Here is a 21,002-nt window from a genome sequence, read left to right on the forward strand (position 1 = left end):
CATCACAGAGGGCGCGAGGAATTGGCCCATCTCGCACGATCGATGCACGGAGTGTCCTTGTCCCGCCCCCGCGCGGGACGTCAATGCGCTGCCGACAGACACGCCGTTCTTGGATCGTCCACCCCGCCATCACGAGCCCCCCGTCATGAGCCATCTGCCCCCGCCGGGCGCGCCAGGGTTTCACCTGGTGACGCTGGGAACCCCCGCGCTGGTGGAGCACGGATCTCCCATCCAGTTGCGAAAAAAGGATTTGGCGCTGCTCGTGTACCTGCGGCTGGAGGGAAGGCACGGACACTCGCGCGGCGCGCTGGCGGGGCTGCTGTGGGGGAACAGCCGCGAAGAAAACGCCCGCCACTCGCTCACGCAGGCGATCGGGCGGCTGCGGGCGCGGCTGGGCGGGGTGCTGGAAGTGGGACACGATCGGGTCGGATGCCGCGCCACACTCCCCTGCGACGCGGCCGCGCTGCAGCAGGCCACCACGGCGCCCCGGGTGGATGAAGAGGTGCTGGCGCTCTGCGGCGGCGAGTTCCTGGCGGGCTTTGCGCCGGGGCCGGGCGCCGAGGCGTTCGAAACCTGGGCGGACGGGCGGCGCGCGCACCTGCGCGCGGTGGCCGTCACGGCGCTGGACCGGCTGGGCGCCGACGCCGAGGAGCGCGGCGCGTGGCACACCGCGCTGGCGGCGGCGCAGCGCGCGACCGAGCTGGACCCCGCGTCGGAGCCGGCACACCGCCGCGTGATGCGCGCGTGGAACGCCCAGGGACACCGCGTGCGCGCGCTGCAGCACTACGATCGCCTGGCCGCCTGGCTGGCCGCCGAGTTCGAGACCGATCCCGAGCCGGAAACCGCCCTGCTGGCCGAGCAGCTGCGCAGCCGCGCCGCGCCGCCGCCGGCACCCCGTCCGGAGCCGGAGCCCCAGCCGGCGCTCGCCACACCCTGGCCCCGCCACGCGGAGCCGGAACCCGTGGCGCCCCGCCCCGCATGCCAGGAGCCCCAGGAGGTCACATCCCGTCTTCGCCACGTGGAGACGGAGCCCGTCGCGCCCTGTTTCCGTCATGTGGAGCTGGAACCCGACGCGGTCTGGCCGGCGTGCGAAGAACCGGAGGCGGACGTATCCTTTCTTTGCCATGCGGAGCCGGAGGACGCGCTCTGTCCCGTGTGCCAGGAGCCGGAGCCCGCCGGGAGCTGCCCGGCGTGCGAGGAGCCGGAGGTCATCGCGTGCCCCGTGTGCCAGGAGCCGCAGCTGGTCGCCCCCCGCCGGCCGCGCCCGTCGCCGCGGGTGGAGCCGCCCGCGCTTTGGAACGCTCCGCTGCCGGCGCGCGGCCGGGTGCACTGGGCGTGGGGCGGCCTGGTGGGGATCGCGGTGCTGCTGGCGGTGCTGTGGAACAGCGGCGCGCTGCTGGGCGTGGGCCGCGCGCAGGGGTTCGGCGAGGGTGAGCCTCCGCCCGCGCTGCACCCGCCCCTGGCGCCCGCGGGATCGCCCGTGGTGTGGCTGGGGGACTGGCTGCGGACCGACGGGCGGTGGATCTACTACCGGTACGAGCTGTGGATGCCCGGCGCCTGCGACCATTCCACCCGCGCGGTGGGCAACTGGGGGCCGGACGAATGGACGGTGGGAAATACCGTGCACTGCATGGACGACGCGTGGCTGGCGCTGGACGTGGAGCGGCTGGGCGAGCGCGTTTCCATCGCGCCGGAAACCACGTACTGCATCAACTTCCTCTACATCACCGGCAACACCAGCCACTACGGCCAGCACGGCCCCCGGGGCGCGCCCGGGCTGGACGCCATCCGCGTCGTCGCCCCCGACGGCTCGTACAACATCGGCTTCGCCGTCGTGCGTGAGGGGCCGGGCAAGCGTCGTGTCCAGCTCACCAACGCCTACCGCGGCCCCCGCTGCTGATCGGCAAGGAAGCCTTCGCACGAAAGCAACGGAGCCAACGGAAGAACTCCGTTGACTCCGTGTGATATGAGGATGAGGCGAATCTTCTCCGCGGCTACTGGCGGCAGGGCGCGTTGGGGTCCTGCCGCGGCCCGTCGACCACCAGGCGGCCGGGGCGATTCGCCACCTCCGCCGCGATGTCGTGCAGAAACGACGCGACACGGGCGGTGTGGTCGTAGTCGATGTACTGCGCCTCGTCCGTCACCATGTGGTAGTGCGGATGGTACCCCAGCGAAAAGTAGGTGATGGGGATGCCGTAGCGCGCGTACATGAAGTGGTCGCTGCGGCAGTACCGGTTGGCCGGGTGCCCCGTGGCGTCCCACGAGTAGTCAATCTGCATGGGCGGCGTGCGGCGCCCGTTCAGCGCGTCGATAAGGCCGCCCAGCTCCGTGCTCAGCCGGCGCGAGCCGATCATCTGGATGCTGTACGGCCCGCCTCCGCGCACCTCTTCCGCGCGCCCGTGCCCCACCATGTCCATGTTGAGCACGGTGACGATGGAGTCGCGCGGCACCGTGGGATGGTCGCTGAAGTGCTGCGACCCCAGCAGCCCCGCCTCTTCGGCCGTGTGGCTGATGAACAGGATGGAGCGCCGCGGCCGCGTACCGCTGGCGGCCATGGCCTCGGCGATCTCCAGCAGCGCCACCGTGCCGCTGCCGTCGTCGTCCGCGCCGTTGTAGACGCTGTCCATGCGCGTGCCGTCGCGCGACAGGCTGTCGCGCAGTGCCCGAATGCGCGCCAGCTGCGCCGGCGTGGGCGTGCCGACCGGGTCGTTGGCGCCCTGCGGCCGCATGACCGTGTTGTAGGCAACCGTGCTGTCATGGTCGAACGGCTGCTCCGCAAACCCTTCGTGGTCGTTGTGCGCGCTGATCCCCACGTACTGCCCGTTCACCGCGGGATCGGAGCCGCGCAGGACGGCGATCACGTTGCGCGCGGGCGCATCCGCCGGCCGCGGCGCGTAGTTGAAGCGGCCGCTCATCCGCGCCCGCCCCGCCGCGCCGGGCTGCAGCGTGGCCGGGTCCGCCCCCAGCATCCGCCGCGCCGCCTCCGCCGACACCAGCACCCCCGCCGGCCCCTGGGCGGGGATGCTGCTGGGGTCGATCAGCCCGGACGAGATGGTGAACGGCAGATTGCGCAGGCCCTGCGACGAGATGTCCAGCGACGCCACCACGATCGCCGCCGCGCTGGGCAGCTGCGGCTGCGGAGCCAGCCACACGCGGTAGTTCACCTGGCCGTCCACCATCGGCGGCAGCATGACCACCACCTTGCCGGCCGCCTGCGCGTCCGTGATCATCGCCCCGCCCAGCCGGCCGCCGAACACCACCGGGGCGTTCTGCACCTGCATCCGCGGCACGTAGGTAAAGCGAGACTCCATGTGCGGCAGCGGCACCACGTCCGCACCAATGCGCAGCGGCGCCCCATCCACCGAGAACGCCGCATCCTCCGCCAGCTCGGTGATGTACAGGGGGATGGTCTGAAAGAAGGTGCCGTTCTCCCCCGCCGGCTCCAGCCCCATGCGCCGGAACTCGGCCGCGATGTACTCCGTGGCCATGTAGTTGCCGCGGTGCCCCGCCTGCCGCCCCATCATGGAGTCGTCGGCGATGGTGTACAGCCGGCTCATCAGGTCGCGCGGCGTGATCTGCGCGACCGTGGGCTGCGCGGCGAACCGCAAGGGCAGCGCGGCGGGCGCGGACTGCGCTTGCGTGGTGCCGGCCGGCGCGGGCGCGCCCTGCTGCACGGTGGCCGCGGGCGCGCATCCGCACACAAGCGCCGTCAGAGCCGTGGTATATGCAAGGGATCGGTTGATTGGCACTGCGTTCTCTCGGTCTGGTTCGTCACGGGTGTACCGGCGAAGATACAGCCCCTGTTGCTCGCGGCAAGCGCGGACGTCCGGATCTCACGCGAGAGCGTCGATCCAGATAGAACGGCCGATGCGCCAGAGCCACGCTCTCCGTTACATCAACCTTCCCCCAGGGGTTTTGGGGGAAGGTGGGCGGGTGGTGCCCGCCCGGATAGGGGCGCGCAGGGGCTGGCGCACGCGGCACATGCAAAAAGGCGCGGAGAGCCACACCGCCTCTCCGCGCCTCCGCGTGAGATCTTCCGTCGATCCGCCGCCAGCTACTGCGTGACGGGGTCGTTCACCTGGCCGATGAACAGCAGTGCACCCGTCTGGTCGTCGCGGATGGCGAGGATGAACGGCCGGTCGACGACAAAGGAGAGGGGTTCGGCCGGCGCGCTGGTGGTGCGCATCTCGATGCCGGTGACGGCGGCGGCCTCCGTGCCTTCTTCGTTGACCTCGATGAACACCTTCTGCTTTGCCTCGCTGACGTACGCGTCTGTCCCCGGAGCCGCCAGCATGCCGCGGAAGTTCGCGCGCGTCTGGCTGAACGCGTCTGCCATCCCCAGCGCCTGCAGCGGCCGGTTGAGCCCCGACTCCACGTTCACCCGGTACCTGGGCATCACCACCCGCACCTCGCGCGCGGCGCCAAACCCGCCCATCCACTCCGCCCAGGCCGTCGGCGTAAGCCGCTCGCGCAGCGCCGCGACCGACGAACCCTGGTCCGGCAGCAGCACGTACATGGCAAACCGGCCGCCGCGGTACGGCAGGCGCAGCCCCGTGAACCCTTCCGCGCGCAGGTAGCCGTAGTCGCCCGTGCGCTGCATCATCGGCCGCTGCACCGTGCGGCCGCCGGCGGCGTGAAACGGCATCGGCCGCGTGGCGCTCGTCTGGAACTCGTCCTGCCAGCGGCCCTTGAAGTACACCGCGTTCATCAGGTACATCACCGCGTCCGGAGCCATCGGTCCGTCCTCCACCATCCGCGTGATGCGGCCGCTGGTGTTGTCGCTGGCCCACCGGTTGATGCGCCGCGCCGCCTCGGCGGAGGCAAAGTCTACCGTGGCGATCTCGGCGTTGTAAAAACGGCGGTTGCGCTCCATGAACGCGGGCTGAAACGGCACGCCCTGCCGCGCCCACAGCGAGTTGGCGATGGCAAGCTCCACGTCGCCCCCGCGCAGCGCCTCGGCCAGCGCCGCGTTGGTGCCGTTCAGCGCCTCGATGTCCATCCCCGTCGCCAGCGCCCGCTCGATGCCGGCCAGCGTTTCGCCCTGTGCCCCGTTGGCGAGCATGCTGATGGCCAGCCCCGCGCTCAGCGGCGAGACGACCACGTTGTCGTTGGGCCGCGCGTCGGCAAGCTGGCGGAACAGCCCCAGCCCGAACGCCGCGTAGTCCGCCGTGACAAAGGAGGGCGCCTGCGACGGCGGCACCTGCCAGGGGCGCGTGTCCACCGGCTTTACGTCACGCGCGTCGATCTGCTTGGGCTCGCCTTTGTCCATCTTGTCCTGCTGTGCCGAGACGCAGGCCGAGCCCAGCGTGAGCAGCGATGCCGCCACCAGCGGGCGAATGAGTATCGGTCGCATGGAACCTCTCCGGGCTCTGTCGTGGATGAAGCGGCCTTCGTGTACCCGGCGGGTGGGGGTGCGGGTTCCGTCAGGGGAAGTGCGAAAGTGCGAAAGTGCGGGGGTACGATGAGTGCGGACGTGCGGAGGCGGGCGTCGACGGTTCCGGCTGAGCCAACGGAGGAGCGAGCGATGTGGATGAAGATGCAGCGGATGGTCGCGGCAATGCTGATGGTGGCTGCGCTGGGCGCGTGCGGGCCTTCGGGGACGTCGTCGCCGGGGCGGGGCAACGCGCGCCTGCTGACGGCGGAGGAGCTCTCGGCAAGCCCCACCACCAATCTGTTCGACGTGGTGCAGCGGCTGCGCCCCGCCTGGCTCACGACCAAGTTCCAGGGCGGCAGCCGCGGGTATCCCGCCATCTTCGTCGGCTCGCAACGCGCCGGGGATATCAACTACCTGCGCACCATCAATACCGACAACGTGCTTGAAGTCCGCTACTTCGATCCCATCGACGCCTCTTCCCGCTTCGGCCGCAACGTTCCCTTCGGTGTCATGCAGATCACTCTGGACATCGGCGGCTGACGCACACGCCGCACGGCGGAATCAATCGTCACACTCAAGATCGATGTGGTTTTCGGAGACATTGGGTGGGCTACGCCGATCCTACCACTCAGCCTACGCTAATACTACTAACGCTATTAAGTTAATCCTACTCGACTTGCTACGCCATTGCTACTTGTTGCCCTACGACAAAACTACTACGTTGGCTACGCCAATCCTACTGAAGAGCAGCTTCTCATCTAAACGATGGAGGATGAGCCATGGGGGAAATCGTCCCGCGTGACGTGGCACTGGCGTGGTGGCAGGAGCAAATCGAGCGGGAGAGCTACGCTGGAAGCCCTGAAGATCTGCCAGATGCAGCCGCGCAGCGATACCTGCGCGAGAATGGCCTGCTCGCGCTGACGCCGGGCGGCTGGGGATGGGTGGTGCTGGGTCCCGCCCACTCCGACGCCGATTCCGCACTACGCCAGAACTACTGGCGGCTGGTGCGTACGGTCCTGCGCGGCTATGCGCCGGCCGTCATCGACCGTATTTCCGCGGTGCGCCTGTTCATGGGCGAAGCGTCCACGCCCGCGCTGCTGCACGTGACGCACGCGTCCAACGCCAGCGAACGCAAACTGGAAGTGGTGCCGGGACTCTCCATCGCCATTCGCCCTCTGCCGCGGACAGAGGATCAGCTTGGCGGCGAGGAGATGGAGGTGGATGGCGTGGCGCTGACGGTTCTTCCGCCCGCGCGCGTGCTGCTCTCGCTCACGGTGACGGACATCCGCAATCACCGGGACCTGGTGCTCACCTGGCTGCAGAGCCTCGTGCTTTCACAGCCGCAGTTGGACGAGGCGTACGAGCGCGATCCGCGGCCGGTGCTGCTCGCGCGGATGGGGCATCTGGCCGAGGGGGTGGGCAACCGGCGGCTGGCGGAGCAGGTGAGCCGGGTGGTGAACGCCCATCAGCGCAACCGGCCCAGCCGTACCATCACCGGCGTGGGACGGGATCTGGTTATCCCCTACTACATCGCGGCGCAGCCGTCGCTGCGTGAGCCGTGGCTGGACCGGTTTCGCGCCAAGCTTGCACGCGCGGCAGAGGTGGGGGCCAGGGTTGTTCGGGAAATCGACGTGGACCTTACCCCCGCCCCGCGCGCCACTGTTCTGCGGCAGGCGCGAACGGCCAAGGCAGAAGACACGTACCACTCCACGACCATCGAGGGATATCGCATTACGCGCGAGCACGTGCGCGCGGTGCTTGCCGGCGCGCCGCTGGACAGTCCCGACCGGGCGGAGATGGAGCGGCTGATGGCGGTGAAAGGCTATTCGCAGGCGTTCGAGCGCACGCTGCAGTTTGTAACCGACGCACCCGACCTGGTGCGTTTGTCCGAAGCGATGGTCCTGGACCTGTTCGTGGAGTTGTGGGGTCCCTCCGTTGATGCGCAGATCATGACCACCGCCGAACTGCGTGGATGGAGACAGGCGCCCGTATACATCCGCGGCAGCAGCTACGTGCCGCCCGCACCCGCGAAGGTGCCTCAGATGATGGGCGTATGGGCGGACACGATGAACCGGATGGAAGTGGACGGGGTGACTCGCGCGGCCGTCGCACACTGGGCGTTCGTCCACGTGCACCCGTTCATGGACGGCAATGGGCGGCTGTCCCGGCTGCTGATGAACCTGATCCTGTGCTCGGCGCGGCTGCCGTGGACGATCATCCGCGCAGAGGAGCGGCGGGAGTACTTCGACGCGCTGGAGCAGGCCGACCTGCGTGAAGACTATGCGCCGTTCTCGCGCTTCATCGCTACACGCGTCAGCCGTGCGCTGGAGGTGGATCATGATCCCGCCTCCGCGCAAAGGATTAGCGCAGGATCGTGAGTAGGAATGACGTAGAGAGGTGAGTAGGATTGGCGTAGCGTGCTGAGCAGGATTGGCGTAGCACCCTCAATCCACCTCGCCGAGCCCTTGCAGGGCGGTGCGAGCCCAGTCGACCAAGGGGCGCGCGGTGCGGAGGGATTCGTTGATCCAGGCGAGCGCGTCGCCGTGGGCGGCGGTGCGGACGTCGCGCTCGCGCCAAACGATGAAGCTCTTGAGCTTGATGTACTCGATGAGCGGGGTGGCGTCGGAGTAGCCGCGCGGCGGGCGCTTCAGCCGGTCGCCTTGCAACTCGCCAAACGTCTTTTTGAAGCCGCGGGAGCGCAGCACCTTCTCCAGCCGCTGCGGGTGCTCGGCGATGGAGTCGCGCAGGCGGGCCAGGACCGGGGGCTCCGGCATCCAGATGCCGCCCGCCGCCAGCATGACACCCTTTTCGTCGATCTCCAGGTAGTAGCCCGGGGGTCCGCCTCGGCGGTTCTGCTCGCTGATGTACGCGCTGAAGGTGGTTTTGTACGGCGCTTTGTTGTTGCTGAACCGTACGTCGCGGTAGATGCGGAACAGGCAGTCCTTGGGATCTTTCCACCGGACGGAGTCGTCCCACTCGGCGATCCCCTCGATCACTTGGCCCACGAACGCGGTAAAGTCCCCGCGCAGCGCCTGGTACTCGGAGCGGTGCGCCTCGAACCACGCTTTCTCGTTGTTCTCCGCCAGGTCGGCCAGGTACGCGGTGAGCCGGGGAAAGTGCATCTGCTGTATCGATCCTTGAAAAAAGAAATTCTCACGCAGAGGGAGCAGAGGAAGCAGAGAACTGCATGAACGTTTCTTTTCCTCTGCTTCCTCTGCTCCCTCTGCGTGAAAAATCTGCAGATGAGGAATACACCGTGATTCTGCGGATCTGGTATCAGCTGGTTTCTGCCCAGAACTGGGCCAGCAGGTTGGCGGCCACGCGAAGGCGGTAGGTGGCGGTGGAGCGCACGTCGTCGATGGGCTTGATCTCCTGCTGCAGGACGCGCTGCGCTTCTTCGATGGACGAGCCGGCGGCCAGCGCGTTCTCCGTGCGCGGCAGGCGGACGACGGTCGCGGCCACGCTGCCCAGCGCGATGGCCGGACGCGGGCCGCGGATGCCCGCGATGACCACCTTGCTGATGGCCTGCGCGGCGCGGGTGCCCACCTTGCGGAACCACTGCGCGCCCTCCACCGGCGGCACCTCCACCGCCACGATCAGCTCGTGCGGGCGGATGACGGTGGCGCGGTAGCCGGTGTAGATCTCGTTGAACGGCACCCGCCGCTCGCCTTCCAAACTGCGCAGCACGACCACCGCATCCGCCGCCGCCAGCACGGGGAGCGAGTCGCCCGCCGGCGAGCCGTTGGCGATGTTGCCGCCGATCGTCCCCCGGTTCTGGATCTGCACGCCGCCTACCTCGCGCGAGGCGGCGACCAGCATCGGCAGGTGCTCCCAGACCACGGGCGAGCGGCCCAGCTCCGTGTACGTGGCCAGCGCGCCGATGCGCAGCACACCCTCGCGCACCTCGATGCCGCGCAACTCGTCCAGCCCCCAGATGTTCATGAAGCGCCGCGCGGACTGCGTGCCGAACTGCAGGCCGACAAAGACGTCCGTGCAACCCGCCAGCGGCATCAGCGGCGCGTGCTGCTGCAGCATCCCCAGCGCGTCGTCCAGCGAGCGCGGCTCCAGCAGGTCCATCGACGATACGGCCGCCTTCACGAAGCCTCCTTCTCCGCGGACGCATCTGCCACGGCGCGGTAGATGGCCTCGTAGCCGGTGCAGCGGCACAGGTTGCCGGCCAGCCCGTGGCGAATCTCGTCGAAGGAGGGGTTCGTCCCCAGCGCCACGGCCGCCATGATCATCCCCGGCGTGCAGATGCCGCACTGCGCGCCGCCCAGTTCCGCGAATGCCTTCTGCAGCGGGTGAGTGCCTTCCAATCCTTCGATGGTCACCACCTCCGCGTCGCGCACCTGGGCGAAGGGGACCAGGCAGCTGACGACGGGCATGCCGTCCACCAGCACCGTGCAGGCGCCGCACTCGCCCTCGCCGCACCCTTCCTTGCTGCCGGTGAGCGCGCACTCCTCGCGCAGCACGTCCAGTAGCCGCTTCATGGGCGGCGCGTCCACCTGCGCCGGGCGTCCGTTCAGCGTGAAGCGCATACCACCTCCATCACCGCCTCGGGGATCGCGGGGATCGAACGCATGTCCAGCCCCACGTGCCGAATGGCGTTGATCACCGCCGGCGCCGGCCCGTCGATGGGCATCTCGCCCACACCCTTGGCGCCGAACGGGCCGTAGCTGCTGGGGTTCTCCAGGATGATCACGTCCAGCCGCGGGGTGTCGAGCGTCGTCGGAATCGTGTAGTTGGTCAACTGCCCGTTGGCCATGGCGCCGTCGCGCATCACCACGCGCTCGTTGAGCGCCCAGCCCACGCCCTGCGCCGTGCCGCCCTCGATCTGCCCCTCCACCAGCAGCGGGTGGATCGCCTTGCCGATCTCGTGCACCACGGTCACGCGCAGGGGGCGCACCTCGTACGTCACCGGGTCCAGCTCCACCTCGGCCACGTCGCACCCCCAGCCGTAGGTGGCGTAGGCGTCGCCCGTGTACTCGGTGTCGTTCCAGGTGATGTCGTGCGGCTTTTCGTACTGGCGGGTGATGACGAGGGGGCCGTGCAGCCGCGCGTATTCCTGCGGCGTCATCGTCCCGATCGTTTCCCGCATCTCGTGCGCGCACTTCTGCAGGATGCCGCCGACGACCATGCAGGTGCGCGAGGCGACGGTAGGGCCGCTGTCCGGCACCTCGGCCGTGTCGGGGTTGGCGCATTCCACCTGCTCGTACGGCACGCCCAGCGCGTCCGCGGCAATCTGCGCCAGCATGGTCCGCGTCCCCTGGCCGATCTCGGCGCTGGCGACCAGCACGCGCACACCGTCTTCCCGCGCTTCTAGCGACACCTTCGACTTGAGGTGCACCTCACCGCTGCCGGTGAATCCGGAGCCGTGGTAGAAGAGGGCCAGGCCGATCCCCTTGCCGGTGCCCGCGTACTCCGCGCGCTTGCGGTGAAAGTCGCTGCGCTCGACGGCGGTGCGCAGCACCTCCAGCGCGCTGCAGTCGTCGCCCATCCGCTGGCCGGTGGCCGTGGTGTCGCCGGGCTGCAGCGCGTTGATCTCGCGCAGGCGCACGGGGTCCATCCCCAGCGTTTCGGCGATGCGCTCCATGTGCACCTCCATGGCGAACTGCGTCTGCGGCGCGCCAAAGCCGCGAAAGGCGCCGTTGGGAGGCGTGTTGGTCATCACCGCGCGGCCGACGGTCCGCACGTGGTCGCAGCGGTACGGGCCGGCGGCGTGGATGCAGCCGCGGGACAGGACCACGGGGCTAAGCGTGACGTACGCGCCGCCGTCCATCAGCACGTCGATGTCGATGGCGACCAGCTTGCCGTCGCGCGTGAGGCCCGTGCGGTGGCGGATGACGGACGGGTGGCGCTTGGTGGTCGCCACCATATCCTCTTCGCGGTCGTAGATCATCTTTACCGGCCGGCCCGATTTGCGGGCCAGCAGCGCCGCGTGGCCCGCGATCACGGAGGGATACTCCTCCTTGCCGCCAAAGCCGCCGCCCGTCTCCGTCTGCACCACGCGCACCCGGTCATCCGGCAGGTCCAGCAGCGCCTTCAGCGCCTTGTGCACGTAGTACGGGCACTGCAGCGAGCCGTGCACCGTCATCCCGCCGTTGGCCTCGGGGACGGCGATCACGCCGTTGGTCTCGATGTAGACGTGCTCCTGGTGGCCGGTGCGGTACGTCCCCTCGACGATCACCTCGGCGGTCGCCATCGCCGCGTCCACGTCGCCCTTCCGGATCCGGATCTCCTTGAAGACCACGGGCGACGATTCCGCGTCCATCACCGGAATGTCGCGCTCGTACTCGATCACCACGCTGGCGGCGTTCAGCACGTCGCGGTCTTCGTGGGCCAGGAGCAGGATGGGCTCGGCCTGGTGGTTGATCTCGTGCGCGGCCAGGAACGGCTGGTCGGCCTCGATGAGCGCCACGTAGTTGCACCGCTCGCCCGGCACGTCCGCCGCCTGCACGATGGTGAACCCCGCGGTGTCGAAATCGAAGCGGATGGACTTGATGCGGCCGCGCGAGATGGTGGAACGGATGGTGCGGCCGTACAGCATCCCGGGAAAGCGCAGATCATCGACGTACAACGCCGCGCCGGTTACCTTGGGAATGCCGTCCTTGCGGGGCACGTTGCGGCCTACGGATGTGCTCACGGGATCACGCGCGGTGCGGGTGCGGGGTGGGGCGTATCCACGAGAGATAACCCGTTTGCGCCGGCCCGCGCAATGGACCTCGCCACCCGTGCGTCGAACCGATCCGGCGAGACACATACGTTTCCACGCCGGGCTTGCGTGCCCCCTGTCTCCATGCCCACACCGCCGATGAACTCCGCCATCTCCCCCATCCCGCCGCTCGCCATCGACTATCCCGCGTGGGTGCAAACCGTCGTGGACTGGGAGCGCGCGTACACCACGGACGAGGAGCGGATGCGGCTGGCGATCCGGATGTCGCGCGAGAACGTGGAGCGCGACACGGGCGGCCCGTTTGGCGCTGCGGTGTTCGAGCTGGAGAGCGGACGGCTGGTGGCGGTGGGGATGAACAGCGTGGTGCGGCTGAACAACTGCATGCTGCACGGCGAGGGGATGGCGGTGATGATGGCGCAGTCGCGGCTGGACTGCTTTACGTTGCGCAGCGACGACGGCCCCGCGTACGAGCTGGTGACCAGCTGCGAGCCGTGCGCCATGTGCCTGGGCACCACGCTGTGGAGCGGCGTGCGGCGCCTTGTCTGCGGCGCCGGCCGCGACGACGCGGTAAAGCTGGGCTTCGACGAGGGGCCCGTCTTTCCCGAATCGTACGCGTACCTGGAGGCGCGCGGCATTCGCGTGGTCCACGGCATGCTGCGCGACGAGGCCAACGCCGTGCTGGAGCTGTACCGCGCGCGCCAGGGTCCCATCTACAACGGCTGATCGATCTTAGTGGATGAACTGCACCTTCGTTCCCGCTCGATGGGGAGCCGCATGAATCCGGCGTCCGTTCTCCGTTCGCGGATGATGCTGATCGTCCCGCTTCTGCTGGCCGCTGCCTGCCAACGGGTGGACCGCGAGACGCCTGTGCCGCTCGCGGCGAAGGCGGACAGCGCGCCCGCCACGGCCGCGGCGGCGTGGACGCGCGTGGCCAACGGCGATCCGTCCATCGATTCCCTGTTCGTCATCACCCGCGACCGAGGGATCCGCGAGGGGCTGGACAGCCTGGACGCGCTGGCCGCGCGGGACCCCGCGGCGGACGGACGCGGGCATGAGCTGGCCCACGCGCTGGGCCGCTTTGCCGCCGCCAGCCGCGGCGACATCTCCATCCTGGGGGAATGCACGCCCGTTTTTCAGAGCGGCTGCTACCACGGGGCGCTGGAAGGGCTGTTCATGCGCGGCGCCACGGTGGACCGCGCCTCCGTCGGCCGGATCTGCGCGCCGGGTGGGGCGGACAAGCCCGGATACGAGCGGCTGGAGTGCTGGCACGGGCTGGGGCACGGGCTGATGGTGCGCTTTGACGGCGACCATCGCCAGGCGCTGCCGCTGTGTGATGCGCTGCAGACGCCGCGCGGCCGGCGCGAGTGCCAGGACGGCATCTACATGGAGCGGGCGATCCGCGCCATCGGCGCCTCGTCCACCGACGCGGAGGGGCCTGCCGCCCAGGCACACGCGGGCCACGGCGGCGGCGGACACGGCGAGCACGGCGCAGGAGCCGAGCACGGCGGGCACGCGGCGTCTGGTCCAAAGACGCACTCCGGCAAACTTTCGCACACGGAGCTGGGGCGCCTGTGCGCGGCGGAGGATGCGCGCCACCAGCCGTCGTGCTGGGCGTACCAGCCGATCGCGCTGCTGCTGGTGCACAACGACCAGCCCCGCGCCGTGCTCCGGGGGTGCGATGCCGCGCCGACGGCCGCCGTGCGCGACTGCTACCAGGGCTTCGGCAAGCAATACCTGGGCGCCATGCGGGGCCAGGTGCCGCCGATGATCGCCGCCTGCCAGGCGGGGAACCACGCGTATACGGCGGATTGCCTGATGGGGGGCGTGGAGTACTTTACCGACATCGAGTGGAACATCGAGCCCGGCATCACTTTCTGTGCGCAGGTGCCGGTGGCGGCCAAGGACCGGTGCTACACGATGATCGGCGAGCGGCTGGCGCTGGCGCACCCCGCCCGCCGCGAAGCCGAGGCCGCGTGCCACCGCGTCGAGGCGCCGTACGTGCAGGCGTGCCTCGCGGGCACGCGTACGCGGGACATGTGAGTCGCGGTGATCCGGCGGGTGAACGCGCGCTCCGGCGGATGATCGTGCGGCGGCCTCCAGGAGCGAATGAATTCGCCTTGGAAATTCACGTAATCCACCTGCGTGGATTACGTGTCCGCGGCTGCGATGCGGTTTGGGCCGATTACGAGATTCGGACGGTAGATCTCTCGGTCGCGCCCCGGGTTCACGGCTGGGGATGGTTTTGCCCGGCGCTCCCTGGAAAGGACCATCCGGGGTGAAGCCGGTGAGTCGGGTCTCCCCTCTCCCGCGCAGTTTGCGGGAGAGGGGCCGGGGGTGAGGGGTCCGCGCACAGTGCGAGGCCGTTGCCGTTGCGACCGTCGGCTTCACCTGTAGCCCAGCCCGGTCGCGCCGGTTGCGGACACGCCGGTGCTTGGGACGCCGCACACCGCCGGGCCGCCGAGTCCACGCAGGTGGACTTTGTGTAGTTGTTGCAGCGAATTTATTCGCCCTTGCAGGCGGCCGGCGCGTTGCCTGTTCAACGGGTGCCGGAATCCGCCTCTCGCGGTCGAGCGCTCTCTATCCTCCATCCGGAATCCATGTCCAGCAGAACCCTGACGGACGACGATCTCGCGTCCGCCGCCGCGCCGCTGCGCCAGGCAAACCTTGCCTTTGCCGCGCGCTACCCTGGCGAGTCCGGGCTGCGCCAGCCGGTGCACGTGGTGTACGGCGGCGCGCAGCTGTTCAAGGCCGAGTCCACACGCCGCCTGGGCGAGATCGCCGCGCGTGCGCTGCAGGAGTACGCGCCCGACGCGGCCACGCTGGCCGAAGCCGTGGGCCTTCCCGCCGGCCCGCTGGCGGACACGGTGTACGAGCGCGTGCTGGAGAAGCTGCGCCGCGAGCCGGTGGAGGACTTTCGCATCGACTTTGAGGACGGCTACGGCAACCGGCCGGACGCGGAGGAGGATGCCGACGCCGTGCGCGTGGCCGGCGAGCTGGCGCGCGGGATGGAGGCGGGTTCGCTGCCGCCGTTCATCGGCATCCGCGTAAAGCCGCTGAACGAGGAACTGCGCGGCCGCAGCATCCGCACGCTGGACCTGCTGCTGACGGCGCTCGTAGCGCAGACGGGCGGGCGGCTGCCGGAGAACTGGACCGTGACGCTGCCCAAGGTGACGGTGCCCGAGCAGGTCGCGTATTTCGTCGAGGTGCTGCGTCGTTTGGAGGGGGCACTGGGGCTGGCGGAGGGGACGCTGAAGTTCGAGCTGATGGTGGAGGTGCCGCAGGCCGTCATCGGCATCGACGGGCGGTGCGCGCTGCCGTCGTTCCTGGACGCGGCGGGCGGGCGGATGATCGCGGCGCACTTTGGCACCTACGACTATACGGCCGGCGTGGGCGTGACGGCCGCGCAGCAGCGGATGCGCCACCCCGCATGCGACTACGCGCGCCACGCCATGCAGGTAGCGTTCGCGGGCACGGGCGTGTGGCTCTCCGACGGATCGACCGCGGTGCTGCCGGTTCCCCTGCACCGCGCCGCCCAAGGCGAAACGCTGACGGCGCAGCAGGAGCGCGAGAACCGCGAGAGCGTGCACCGCGCCTGGCGCATGCACTACGACGACGTTCGGCACTCGCTGGTGCACGGATTCTACCAGGGGTGGGACCTGCACCCGGCGCAGGTGCCCACGCGCTACGCCGCCGTGTTCGCGTTCTTCCTCGAGGGGCTGGACCTGGCGGCGCAGCGGCTGCGCAACTTTGTGGACAAGGCCGCGCAGGCCACCCTGGTGGGCGACGTGTTCGACGACGCCGCCACGGGCCAGGGGCTGCTGAACTACTTTGCCCGCGGCATCAACAGCGGCGCCCTTACGGAGGACGAGGCGCGGGAGATGACCAGCCTTACGCTCGAAGAGCTGCGCGGCCGCTCCTTCCTTCAGATCCTCCGCAACCGGCAGGGGTGACGCGCGGATCGGAATCGCGCCCCTGAACGCACACAGCCCCGCCGGAACACGCTCTGGCGCGGCTGATTTTCATCGATGCCGCGGATCCCAGCGGAGCCGGTGCCGTGCGATGGGCTGCATCATCACTCCAGAAAGTCGTCGACGGCTTTCCTGCCTTCCGCAAATTCATCATCCGCGAAGTCTCCCTCGCCCTCCACGATCTCTTCGCCATCCGCGGCGAGCAATGCTTCGTTCGCCTCCTCCAGGTCCGAGGCGCGGACGAGCACGCGAATGCCGCCCAGGGCGCCGCTGAGCTCTGGACGAATACTCGCCATGTGAGAGTCGGGGACAAACGTGTCGATTCCCTCAGCGTCCAGCTCGGCGACGATCAACTCGGCCTCGTGCATGTAGTCGCAGTTGCGCAGCACCACCCATTCGTCCGCGGGCGTCGTATCCATCTGCATCTCCAGTGGTGGTTAGCCTGCTCCAACAGAGGGCCGTACGTACAGCACGTGCAGCAAGTTACAAGGCTTAGCCCTGCGGCACCTCCGTGAGGCACGGGCGGCCGGCGGAGCGGTCGGCGGCGGCGCGGGCCTGCTCGTTCGCGGTCGGCGACGGGGCGATGCGGTCGGTGACGCAGGCCTGGCGCGGGGTGATCTTCGCGACGGCAAGGTAGGAGGTGAGCCGCGAGGAGTCTACCGGGTCCTCCGACGCGTTCACCCGCACGATGAGCGCGATGGGCCGGCCGCCCCTCATCCGCCACTCGGCGCGCGGGCCCGGGCTGGAGAAGTTATGCGTGATCACGCCCCAGTAGTTCAGCTCGTGCACCTTGCCGTCCGGCGCCACCACGTCGATGGATATCCGCGCGTCGCCGTCGTGCGCGTTCAGCGCGTACCCGGCCGTGCCGGGACAGCGTGAGCTGCTGCTGCCCGATTCCTCGTCCATGCTGGTCATCCGGCAGTCCTCCTCCGACAGCGACGTGTACACGCTGCTGATCGCCCCGGTATCCGCATCGGCGAACGCACCGACCGGCGGCGGCGGAGTGCCGGGTGGCAGGGTGGAGCCCGGCGGCGGCGCATCGGGCAGCCGCATGCACTCGGCGGCTCTGGCGACGGTTTCGGCGCGGCTGGGCTGGCGGTCGGCGGCAGCCATGCACTCCGCGTACGTCACCTGCCGCGGCGTCGCGGACGCGGCGGATTTATCCGCCTCCGCCGCGTCGTTGCCGCAGGCGCTGAGAAGGCACAGCAGGGATGCAAGGCCGGGTAGGGTGCGCATGAGGCTTGAGCGGTGGCGGAAGTTCGGTTAGCTTGAACCAACTATCAGGGTGGAAGGGGTCACGCCTCCATCCCCTCAAGAACTGCGGCGAACTCGCTCCAAGAAACGCGCATCCCGGCGAGAATCCGGGCCATGACCTTCATGGTTGGATTCCGCCGCCCACGTTCGACGTCGCCCAGGTAGTTGGCGGTAACGTCACCGCGTTTGGCGGCCTCCTCAATGGTGAGGCCGCGCTCCTGGCGAAGGCGGCGCAGCACGGCGCCAAAGGGCGGATCGGAATCGAAGTCAGACATGCGCGGACGCTACCGCCCCAAGCGCGCCGGTGTCCACCAACTATCAGGGTGCATAAGCGGAGAGACGAGATGATCACGTCGGAAGAGAACGAAACCCTTTGCTCACCAATGCGTGCTCTGGAGATTTTGACGGCGCGCTTTGGGGCTTTCGAGGCAATCGCCTGCCTCGCCATTGAGTTCAACCGCAAAGAGCCGGACGACTGCTTGCCGATGGATGCGCCCACGGCCGACGCTATCCTCGAATTTGGCGACGATCTGCGTCAAGTGCGTGATGCTGTCAGGACGTGGGTCAGCGCGCATGGGCTGAATCCGCTGGATTCGTCGCCGCAAACGATAGTCATCAATCCACCCGCGCGCCCTGGGCGATCCAGCGGCCCAGGAGGGCGCGCTCTTCGGGGGTGATGTGGGTCTTGTTGGCGGGCGGCATGGTCTGCGTTTCCACGGCGCGGGCGCGGATGCGCTCCACGTGGGTGCGGATCTGCTCGGGCGTATCGAACGCCACGCCGGCGGGGGCCACGCCAAAGGTCAGGTCCGCCGGGCTGGCGCTGTGGCAGGCGGCGCAGCGCTTCTGGATGATGGCGTTGGCCTCCGCGAACCGCATCGGGCGTCCACCCTCGACCTCCGCCACGGTGGCGCCGGCGCGCAGGCTGCCGACCAGGTAGAGCGCGGCCAGCGTGCCCGCGATGGCGGTGGCGAGCGCCGGCTTCCAGCGCGGCCATCCCAAGCGCACGTTCAGAATGTGCCGCACCGACGCGCCGCCCAGCGCCAGGATGCCCAGCAGCAGCCAGTTGAGCCGGTGACCGTAGATCCCGGGAAAGTGGCTGCTCAGCATGAGCACGATCACCGGGAAGGTGATGTAGTTGTTGTGGATGGAGCGCGACTTGGCACGTTTGGCGTACCTGGGGTCGGGCCTGCCGCCGCTCTCCACCGCGTTCACCAGCGCGCGCTGCGAGGGCATGATGTGGTGGCCCACGTTGCCGGCCATCAGCGTGCCCAGCATGGCGCCCACGTGCAGGAACGCCGCGCGCCCGCTGAACACCTGCGCCAGCCCGTACGCCACCGCCACCACCGCCAGCAGCCCGATGGCCGCGCCCGCCGCGCCGGCGCGGTCCAGCACGCGCGCCCGCACCGCGTCGTAGACGATCCATCCGCCCACCACCACGCCCACGCCAATGCCCACGGCGGCCAGATGGCTAAAGCCGGAGTCCGATGCGTCCAGCAGCAGCGCGCCGGTGCTGGCGTAGTAGACCACGATCAGCAGGGCGGCGCCGCTCAGCCAGGTGGTGTACGCCTGCCACTTGAACCAGTGCAGCGGCCGCGTTCTGTCCCACCCCCGCGAGTCCTTCTGCACGTAGTAGAACGCCCCGCTGTGCAGCAGCCAGATCTCGCCCTGGATCCCCTCCGTGCCCTCTTTCGACGGCTCCAGGTTGCGGTCCATCCAGTTCCACAGCATGGAGTTGCCGATCCACATGATCCCGGCGATCACGTGCAGCCAGCGGAATACCAGGTCCAGCAGCTCTCTGGCGACGGGGCTCATCAGGTGGTCCTGCGGGTCAGCTGCCGCGGTAGGTGGAGTAGCCAAAGGGGCTCAGCAGCAGCGGCACATGGTAGTGCTGCCCCTCGTCGCGGATCTCGAAGTCGATGCAGACGTGCGGATAGAACGCGTCCACGCCCTGCGCGCGAAAGTACACGCTTGTCTCAAAGACCAGCCGGTACGTGCCGGTGTGCAGCTGCAGGTGCGTGGGCAGCAGGTCGCGCAGGCGGCCGTCGGCGTCGGTGCGGCCGCTGCCCAGCACCGCGGCGCCGCGCTCCAGGCGCACGGGCACGCCCGCTGCCGGCCGTCCGCGCGAGGTATCCAGCACGTGCGTTGTGATTCCGCTCATGTTCGATCCGGGAATGATGCTGCATCGCGCGCCTCGTAAGGGGTGTGACGCGCGTTTTACCTACCTTGTCGAACTCGCCCCGGCGGCGCACCCTCTTCGCGCGAGTTGACGCACGCTGTTCACGCGACGCCGCGTGTCGTGGCAGAGTTCCAGCACAATCGCCATGCGCCGGTCAGGCGCGTACCTCCACAAGTAGGCTGTGAAGCCGCGGAAACGCCGCGGATTCATTTCCTGTCGCAGGGGCTCGTCCGCCCCAAGGATTGGGGAACCCGTTCCAAGGGTTGCGGAACAGGAGCACGTTACCGTCGTCGCGCTGCAACTTCGCCAACTTGAACACGGGTTGCAAGAAACGCACGTCCTTTCTCATGGTTCGCTCCTTCGCCTTGGCGAAACCGGGGATAGAGCCATTCTTGCGAGCCTGGATAAACCTGTTTTGCCGCACGCGGTGCGGGCTGGTAGTCACAGGTATCGTTGCGGAGCCGCAGGTGGTGCGGTTGCTCCACCTCTCAGCAACCTCTTCGGCCGTCTTGATCGCTTCCGCGGGAACACCACATACGATGTTTCGACCTTCGGTGTGGCCCACGCGCGTCCCGTCGTGGGGCACCTCTGCCCCTTCCGCGGACCGTTGTTCAGGCGAATAGGCGTGCAGAAATGCGGAATTTCGGGGGGCACCGGCCTTGCCCAGATGGTCTGCACCCGCCCGTCGTCGTCCACGCTTTCCGCAGAGGACGCCATGCCCCTCCACCGCTCCCTCCTCGCCGCGTTCGCGATCGGGCTGACCGCCGCCGGCCCGGCGCAGGCCATTGCCCAGTCATGTGAGCCGGTCGCCACGGGCGCCATCAACTGGATCGACCGCCGCTCGCGCGGGCCGGGTACGTACTGGATCACGGCGACCCTGGTCAGCAACCAGCCGGGCGGGAGTGTGTCGACGTCCCCGGGCGAGCCCGGCAGGGCCCACGGTGTCGGCACCACAGTCGCTTACGCGGAAGGCCGTTTGAACCTGGTGCGCCTGGTGACGCCCGTCGGTGCCACACCGAACCCAGGACTGCCGTTTGTGCTGTCCGGCACGCTCACGCAGCTCTTCAGCGACCGGCTGACTACGGTCCGCACCACGATCGTTCAGCCGTTCGCCGCGACCCACGCCGACCGGGTGCAGATGACGATCAGCGCCCAAGGCCAAATCACGCTTACGCTCCTGAGCTGGGGAAACACCTCCGTCCCGCTCACAGAGATCACGTGCGCCGGCCAGATGATCCGGGCTGTGGGACCAGGAGCGGGTGCGGGCGCGCAAGCGCACATCCTGATCACGCTACGACAGGGCTTCTCCACGCCCTGAGGCGGAACCGCCGTTTACCCTTTCAGGGTGAGAAAACCCCCGCCCGGAGAGATTCCGGCGGGGGTTCTGCTCTCCGTTTGCTCGGCTTTTTGCTGGATTGGGCCTCATACCGAATCCGGAAAAACAACATCGGAACGTACAGAGGAACCGGCAACCGCCAGAGGAACAGAGGTGATCCGCATTCCTCCTCTGTTCCTCTGGCTGTTCCCGGTTCCTCTGTACCCTGACCTCTGTTTCCT

19 protein-coding genes are annotated in these 21,002 nt (G+C 68.8%); 7 read left to right on the forward strand and 12 right to left on the reverse strand.

The window, feature by feature from the left end:
• Positions 1–145: 145 nt before the first annotated feature.
• Positions 146–1,900, forward strand: a complete 1,755-nt coding sequence (locus ACOJUJ_RS26890) for an AfsR/SARP family transcriptional regulator (protein WP_420130020.1) — start codon at positions 146–148, stop codon at positions 1,898–1,900.
• Between the two features lie 94 nt (positions 1,901–1,994).
• Here the strand turns inward: ACOJUJ_RS26890 and ACOJUJ_RS26895 are convergent, their stop codons facing one another.
• A complete protein-coding gene (locus ACOJUJ_RS26895) occupies positions 1,995–3,749 on the reverse strand; it encodes a M20/M25/M40 family metallo-hydrolase (protein ID WP_420130021.1) in 1,755 nt (584 codons plus the stop codon).
• Between the two features lie 305 nt (positions 3,750–4,054).
• Complete coding sequence (locus ACOJUJ_RS26900; RefSeq protein WP_420130022.1) at positions 4,055–5,353, reverse strand: serpin family protein; 1,299 nt, start codon at positions 5,351–5,353, stop codon at positions 4,055–4,057.
• 171 nt (positions 5,354–5,524) lie between these two features.
• Here ACOJUJ_RS26900 and ACOJUJ_RS26905 point away from each other — a divergent pair, with 171 nt between their 5' ends.
• Both ACOJUJ_RS26905 and ACOJUJ_RS26910 read left to right on the forward strand, forming a co-directional pair.
• Positions 5,525–5,914, forward strand: a complete 390-nt coding sequence (locus tag ACOJUJ_RS26905; RefSeq protein ID WP_420130023.1) for a hypothetical protein — start codon at positions 5,525–5,527, stop codon at positions 5,912–5,914.
• 239 nt (positions 5,915–6,153) lie between these two features.
• Positions 6,154–7,752: a Fic family protein gene (locus ACOJUJ_RS26910; protein ID WP_420130024.1), complete on the forward strand. Its 1,599-nt coding sequence runs from the start codon at positions 6,154–6,156 to the stop codon at positions 7,750–7,752.
• A gap of 66 nt (positions 7,753–7,818) precedes the next feature.
• On the opposite strand, the gene ACOJUJ_RS26915 is transcribed toward ACOJUJ_RS26910, so the two are convergent.
• From ACOJUJ_RS26915 to ACOJUJ_RS26930, 4 genes are all read right to left on the reverse strand, one after another.
• Complete coding sequence (locus tag ACOJUJ_RS26915; protein WP_420130025.1) at positions 7,819–8,496, reverse strand: DUF2461 domain-containing protein; 678 nt, start codon at positions 8,494–8,496, stop codon at positions 7,819–7,821.
• A gap of 154 nt (positions 8,497–8,650) precedes the next feature.
• Positions 8,651–9,472, reverse strand: a complete 822-nt coding sequence (locus tag ACOJUJ_RS26920) for an FAD binding domain-containing protein (protein WP_420130026.1) — start codon at positions 9,470–9,472, stop codon at positions 8,651–8,653.
• Complete coding sequence (locus tag ACOJUJ_RS26925; RefSeq protein WP_420130027.1) at positions 9,469–9,912, reverse strand: (2Fe-2S)-binding protein; 444 nt, start codon at positions 9,910–9,912, stop codon at positions 9,469–9,471. The genes ACOJUJ_RS26920 and ACOJUJ_RS26925 overlap by 4 nt, the downstream gene beginning before the upstream one ends.
• Positions 9,897–12,017, reverse strand: a complete 2,121-nt coding sequence (locus ACOJUJ_RS26930) for a xanthine dehydrogenase family protein molybdopterin-binding subunit (RefSeq protein WP_420130028.1) — start codon at positions 12,015–12,017, stop codon at positions 9,897–9,899. Before ACOJUJ_RS26930 ends, ACOJUJ_RS26925 begins: the two co-directional genes overlap by 16 nt.
• A 168-nt stretch (positions 12,018–12,185) precedes the next feature.
• Here ACOJUJ_RS26930 and ACOJUJ_RS26935 point away from each other — a divergent pair, with 168 nt between their 5' ends.
• The 3 genes from ACOJUJ_RS26935 (at position 12,186) to ACOJUJ_RS26945 (ending at position 15,997) form a co-directional block, all read left to right on the forward strand.
• On the forward strand, positions 12,186–12,770 hold the full coding sequence (locus ACOJUJ_RS26935) for a nucleoside deaminase (protein WP_420130029.1): 585 nt from the start codon (positions 12,186–12,188) through the stop codon (positions 12,768–12,770).
• Positions 12,771–12,851: 81 nt separating this feature from the next.
• Positions 12,852–14,087, forward strand: coding sequence for a hypothetical protein (locus tag ACOJUJ_RS26940; RefSeq protein ID WP_420130030.1), 1,236 nt, complete (start codon positions 12,852–12,854; stop codon positions 14,085–14,087).
• A gap of 557 nt (positions 14,088–14,644) precedes the next feature.
• Complete coding sequence (locus ACOJUJ_RS26945; protein ID WP_420130031.1) at positions 14,645–15,997, forward strand: DUF6986 family protein; 1,353 nt, start codon at positions 14,645–14,647, stop codon at positions 15,995–15,997.
• A gap of 122 nt (positions 15,998–16,119) precedes the next feature.
• Here the strand turns inward: ACOJUJ_RS26945 and ACOJUJ_RS26950 are convergent, their stop codons facing one another.
• The 6 genes from ACOJUJ_RS26950 to uraH form a co-directional block, all read right to left on the reverse strand.
• Entirely contained in the window at positions 16,120–16,434 is a 315-nt protein-coding gene (locus ACOJUJ_RS26950; RefSeq protein WP_420130032.1) for a DUF2007 domain-containing protein, read from the reverse strand.
• A 73-nt stretch (positions 16,435–16,507) separates the two neighbouring features.
• A complete protein-coding gene (locus ACOJUJ_RS26955; protein ID WP_420130033.1) occupies positions 16,508–17,251 on the reverse strand; it encodes a hypothetical protein in 744 nt (247 codons plus the stop codon).
• Positions 17,252–17,310: 59 nt separating this feature from the next.
• Positions 17,311–17,544, reverse strand: a complete 234-nt coding sequence (locus ACOJUJ_RS26960; RefSeq protein ID WP_420130034.1) for a helix-turn-helix domain-containing protein — start codon at positions 17,542–17,544, stop codon at positions 17,311–17,313.
• Positions 17,545–17,646: 102 nt separating this feature from the next.
• A complete protein-coding gene (locus ACOJUJ_RS26965; protein ID WP_420130035.1) occupies positions 17,647–17,808 on the reverse strand; it encodes a hypothetical protein in 162 nt (53 codons plus the stop codon).
• A gap of 76 nt (positions 17,809–17,884) precedes the next feature.
• Positions 17,885–19,081 carry a urate hydroxylase PuuD gene (locus ACOJUJ_RS26970; protein WP_420130036.1) on the reverse strand — a complete coding sequence of 399 codons (1,197 nt, stop codon included), beginning with the start codon at positions 19,079–19,081 and terminating at the stop codon, positions 17,885–17,887.
• Positions 19,082–19,097: 16 nt separating this feature from the next.
• Positions 19,098–19,427 (reverse strand): hydroxyisourate hydrolase, encoded by a 330-nt coding sequence (uraH, locus tag ACOJUJ_RS26975; protein WP_420130037.1) that lies wholly within the window; start codon positions 19,425–19,427, stop codon positions 19,098–19,100.
• A 733-nt stretch (positions 19,428–20,160) separates the two neighbouring features.
• Between uraH and ACOJUJ_RS26980 the strand changes: the two genes are divergently transcribed.
• Complete coding sequence (locus ACOJUJ_RS26980) at positions 20,161–20,763, forward strand: hypothetical protein (RefSeq protein WP_420130038.1); 603 nt, start codon at positions 20,161–20,163, stop codon at positions 20,761–20,763.
• Positions 20,764–21,002 lie beyond the last annotated feature (239 nt).

The sequence above is a fragment of the Longimicrobium sp. genome (assembly GCF_048594345.1).
GTDB lineage: Bacteria > Gemmatimonadota > Gemmatimonadetes > Longimicrobiales > Longimicrobiaceae > Longimicrobium.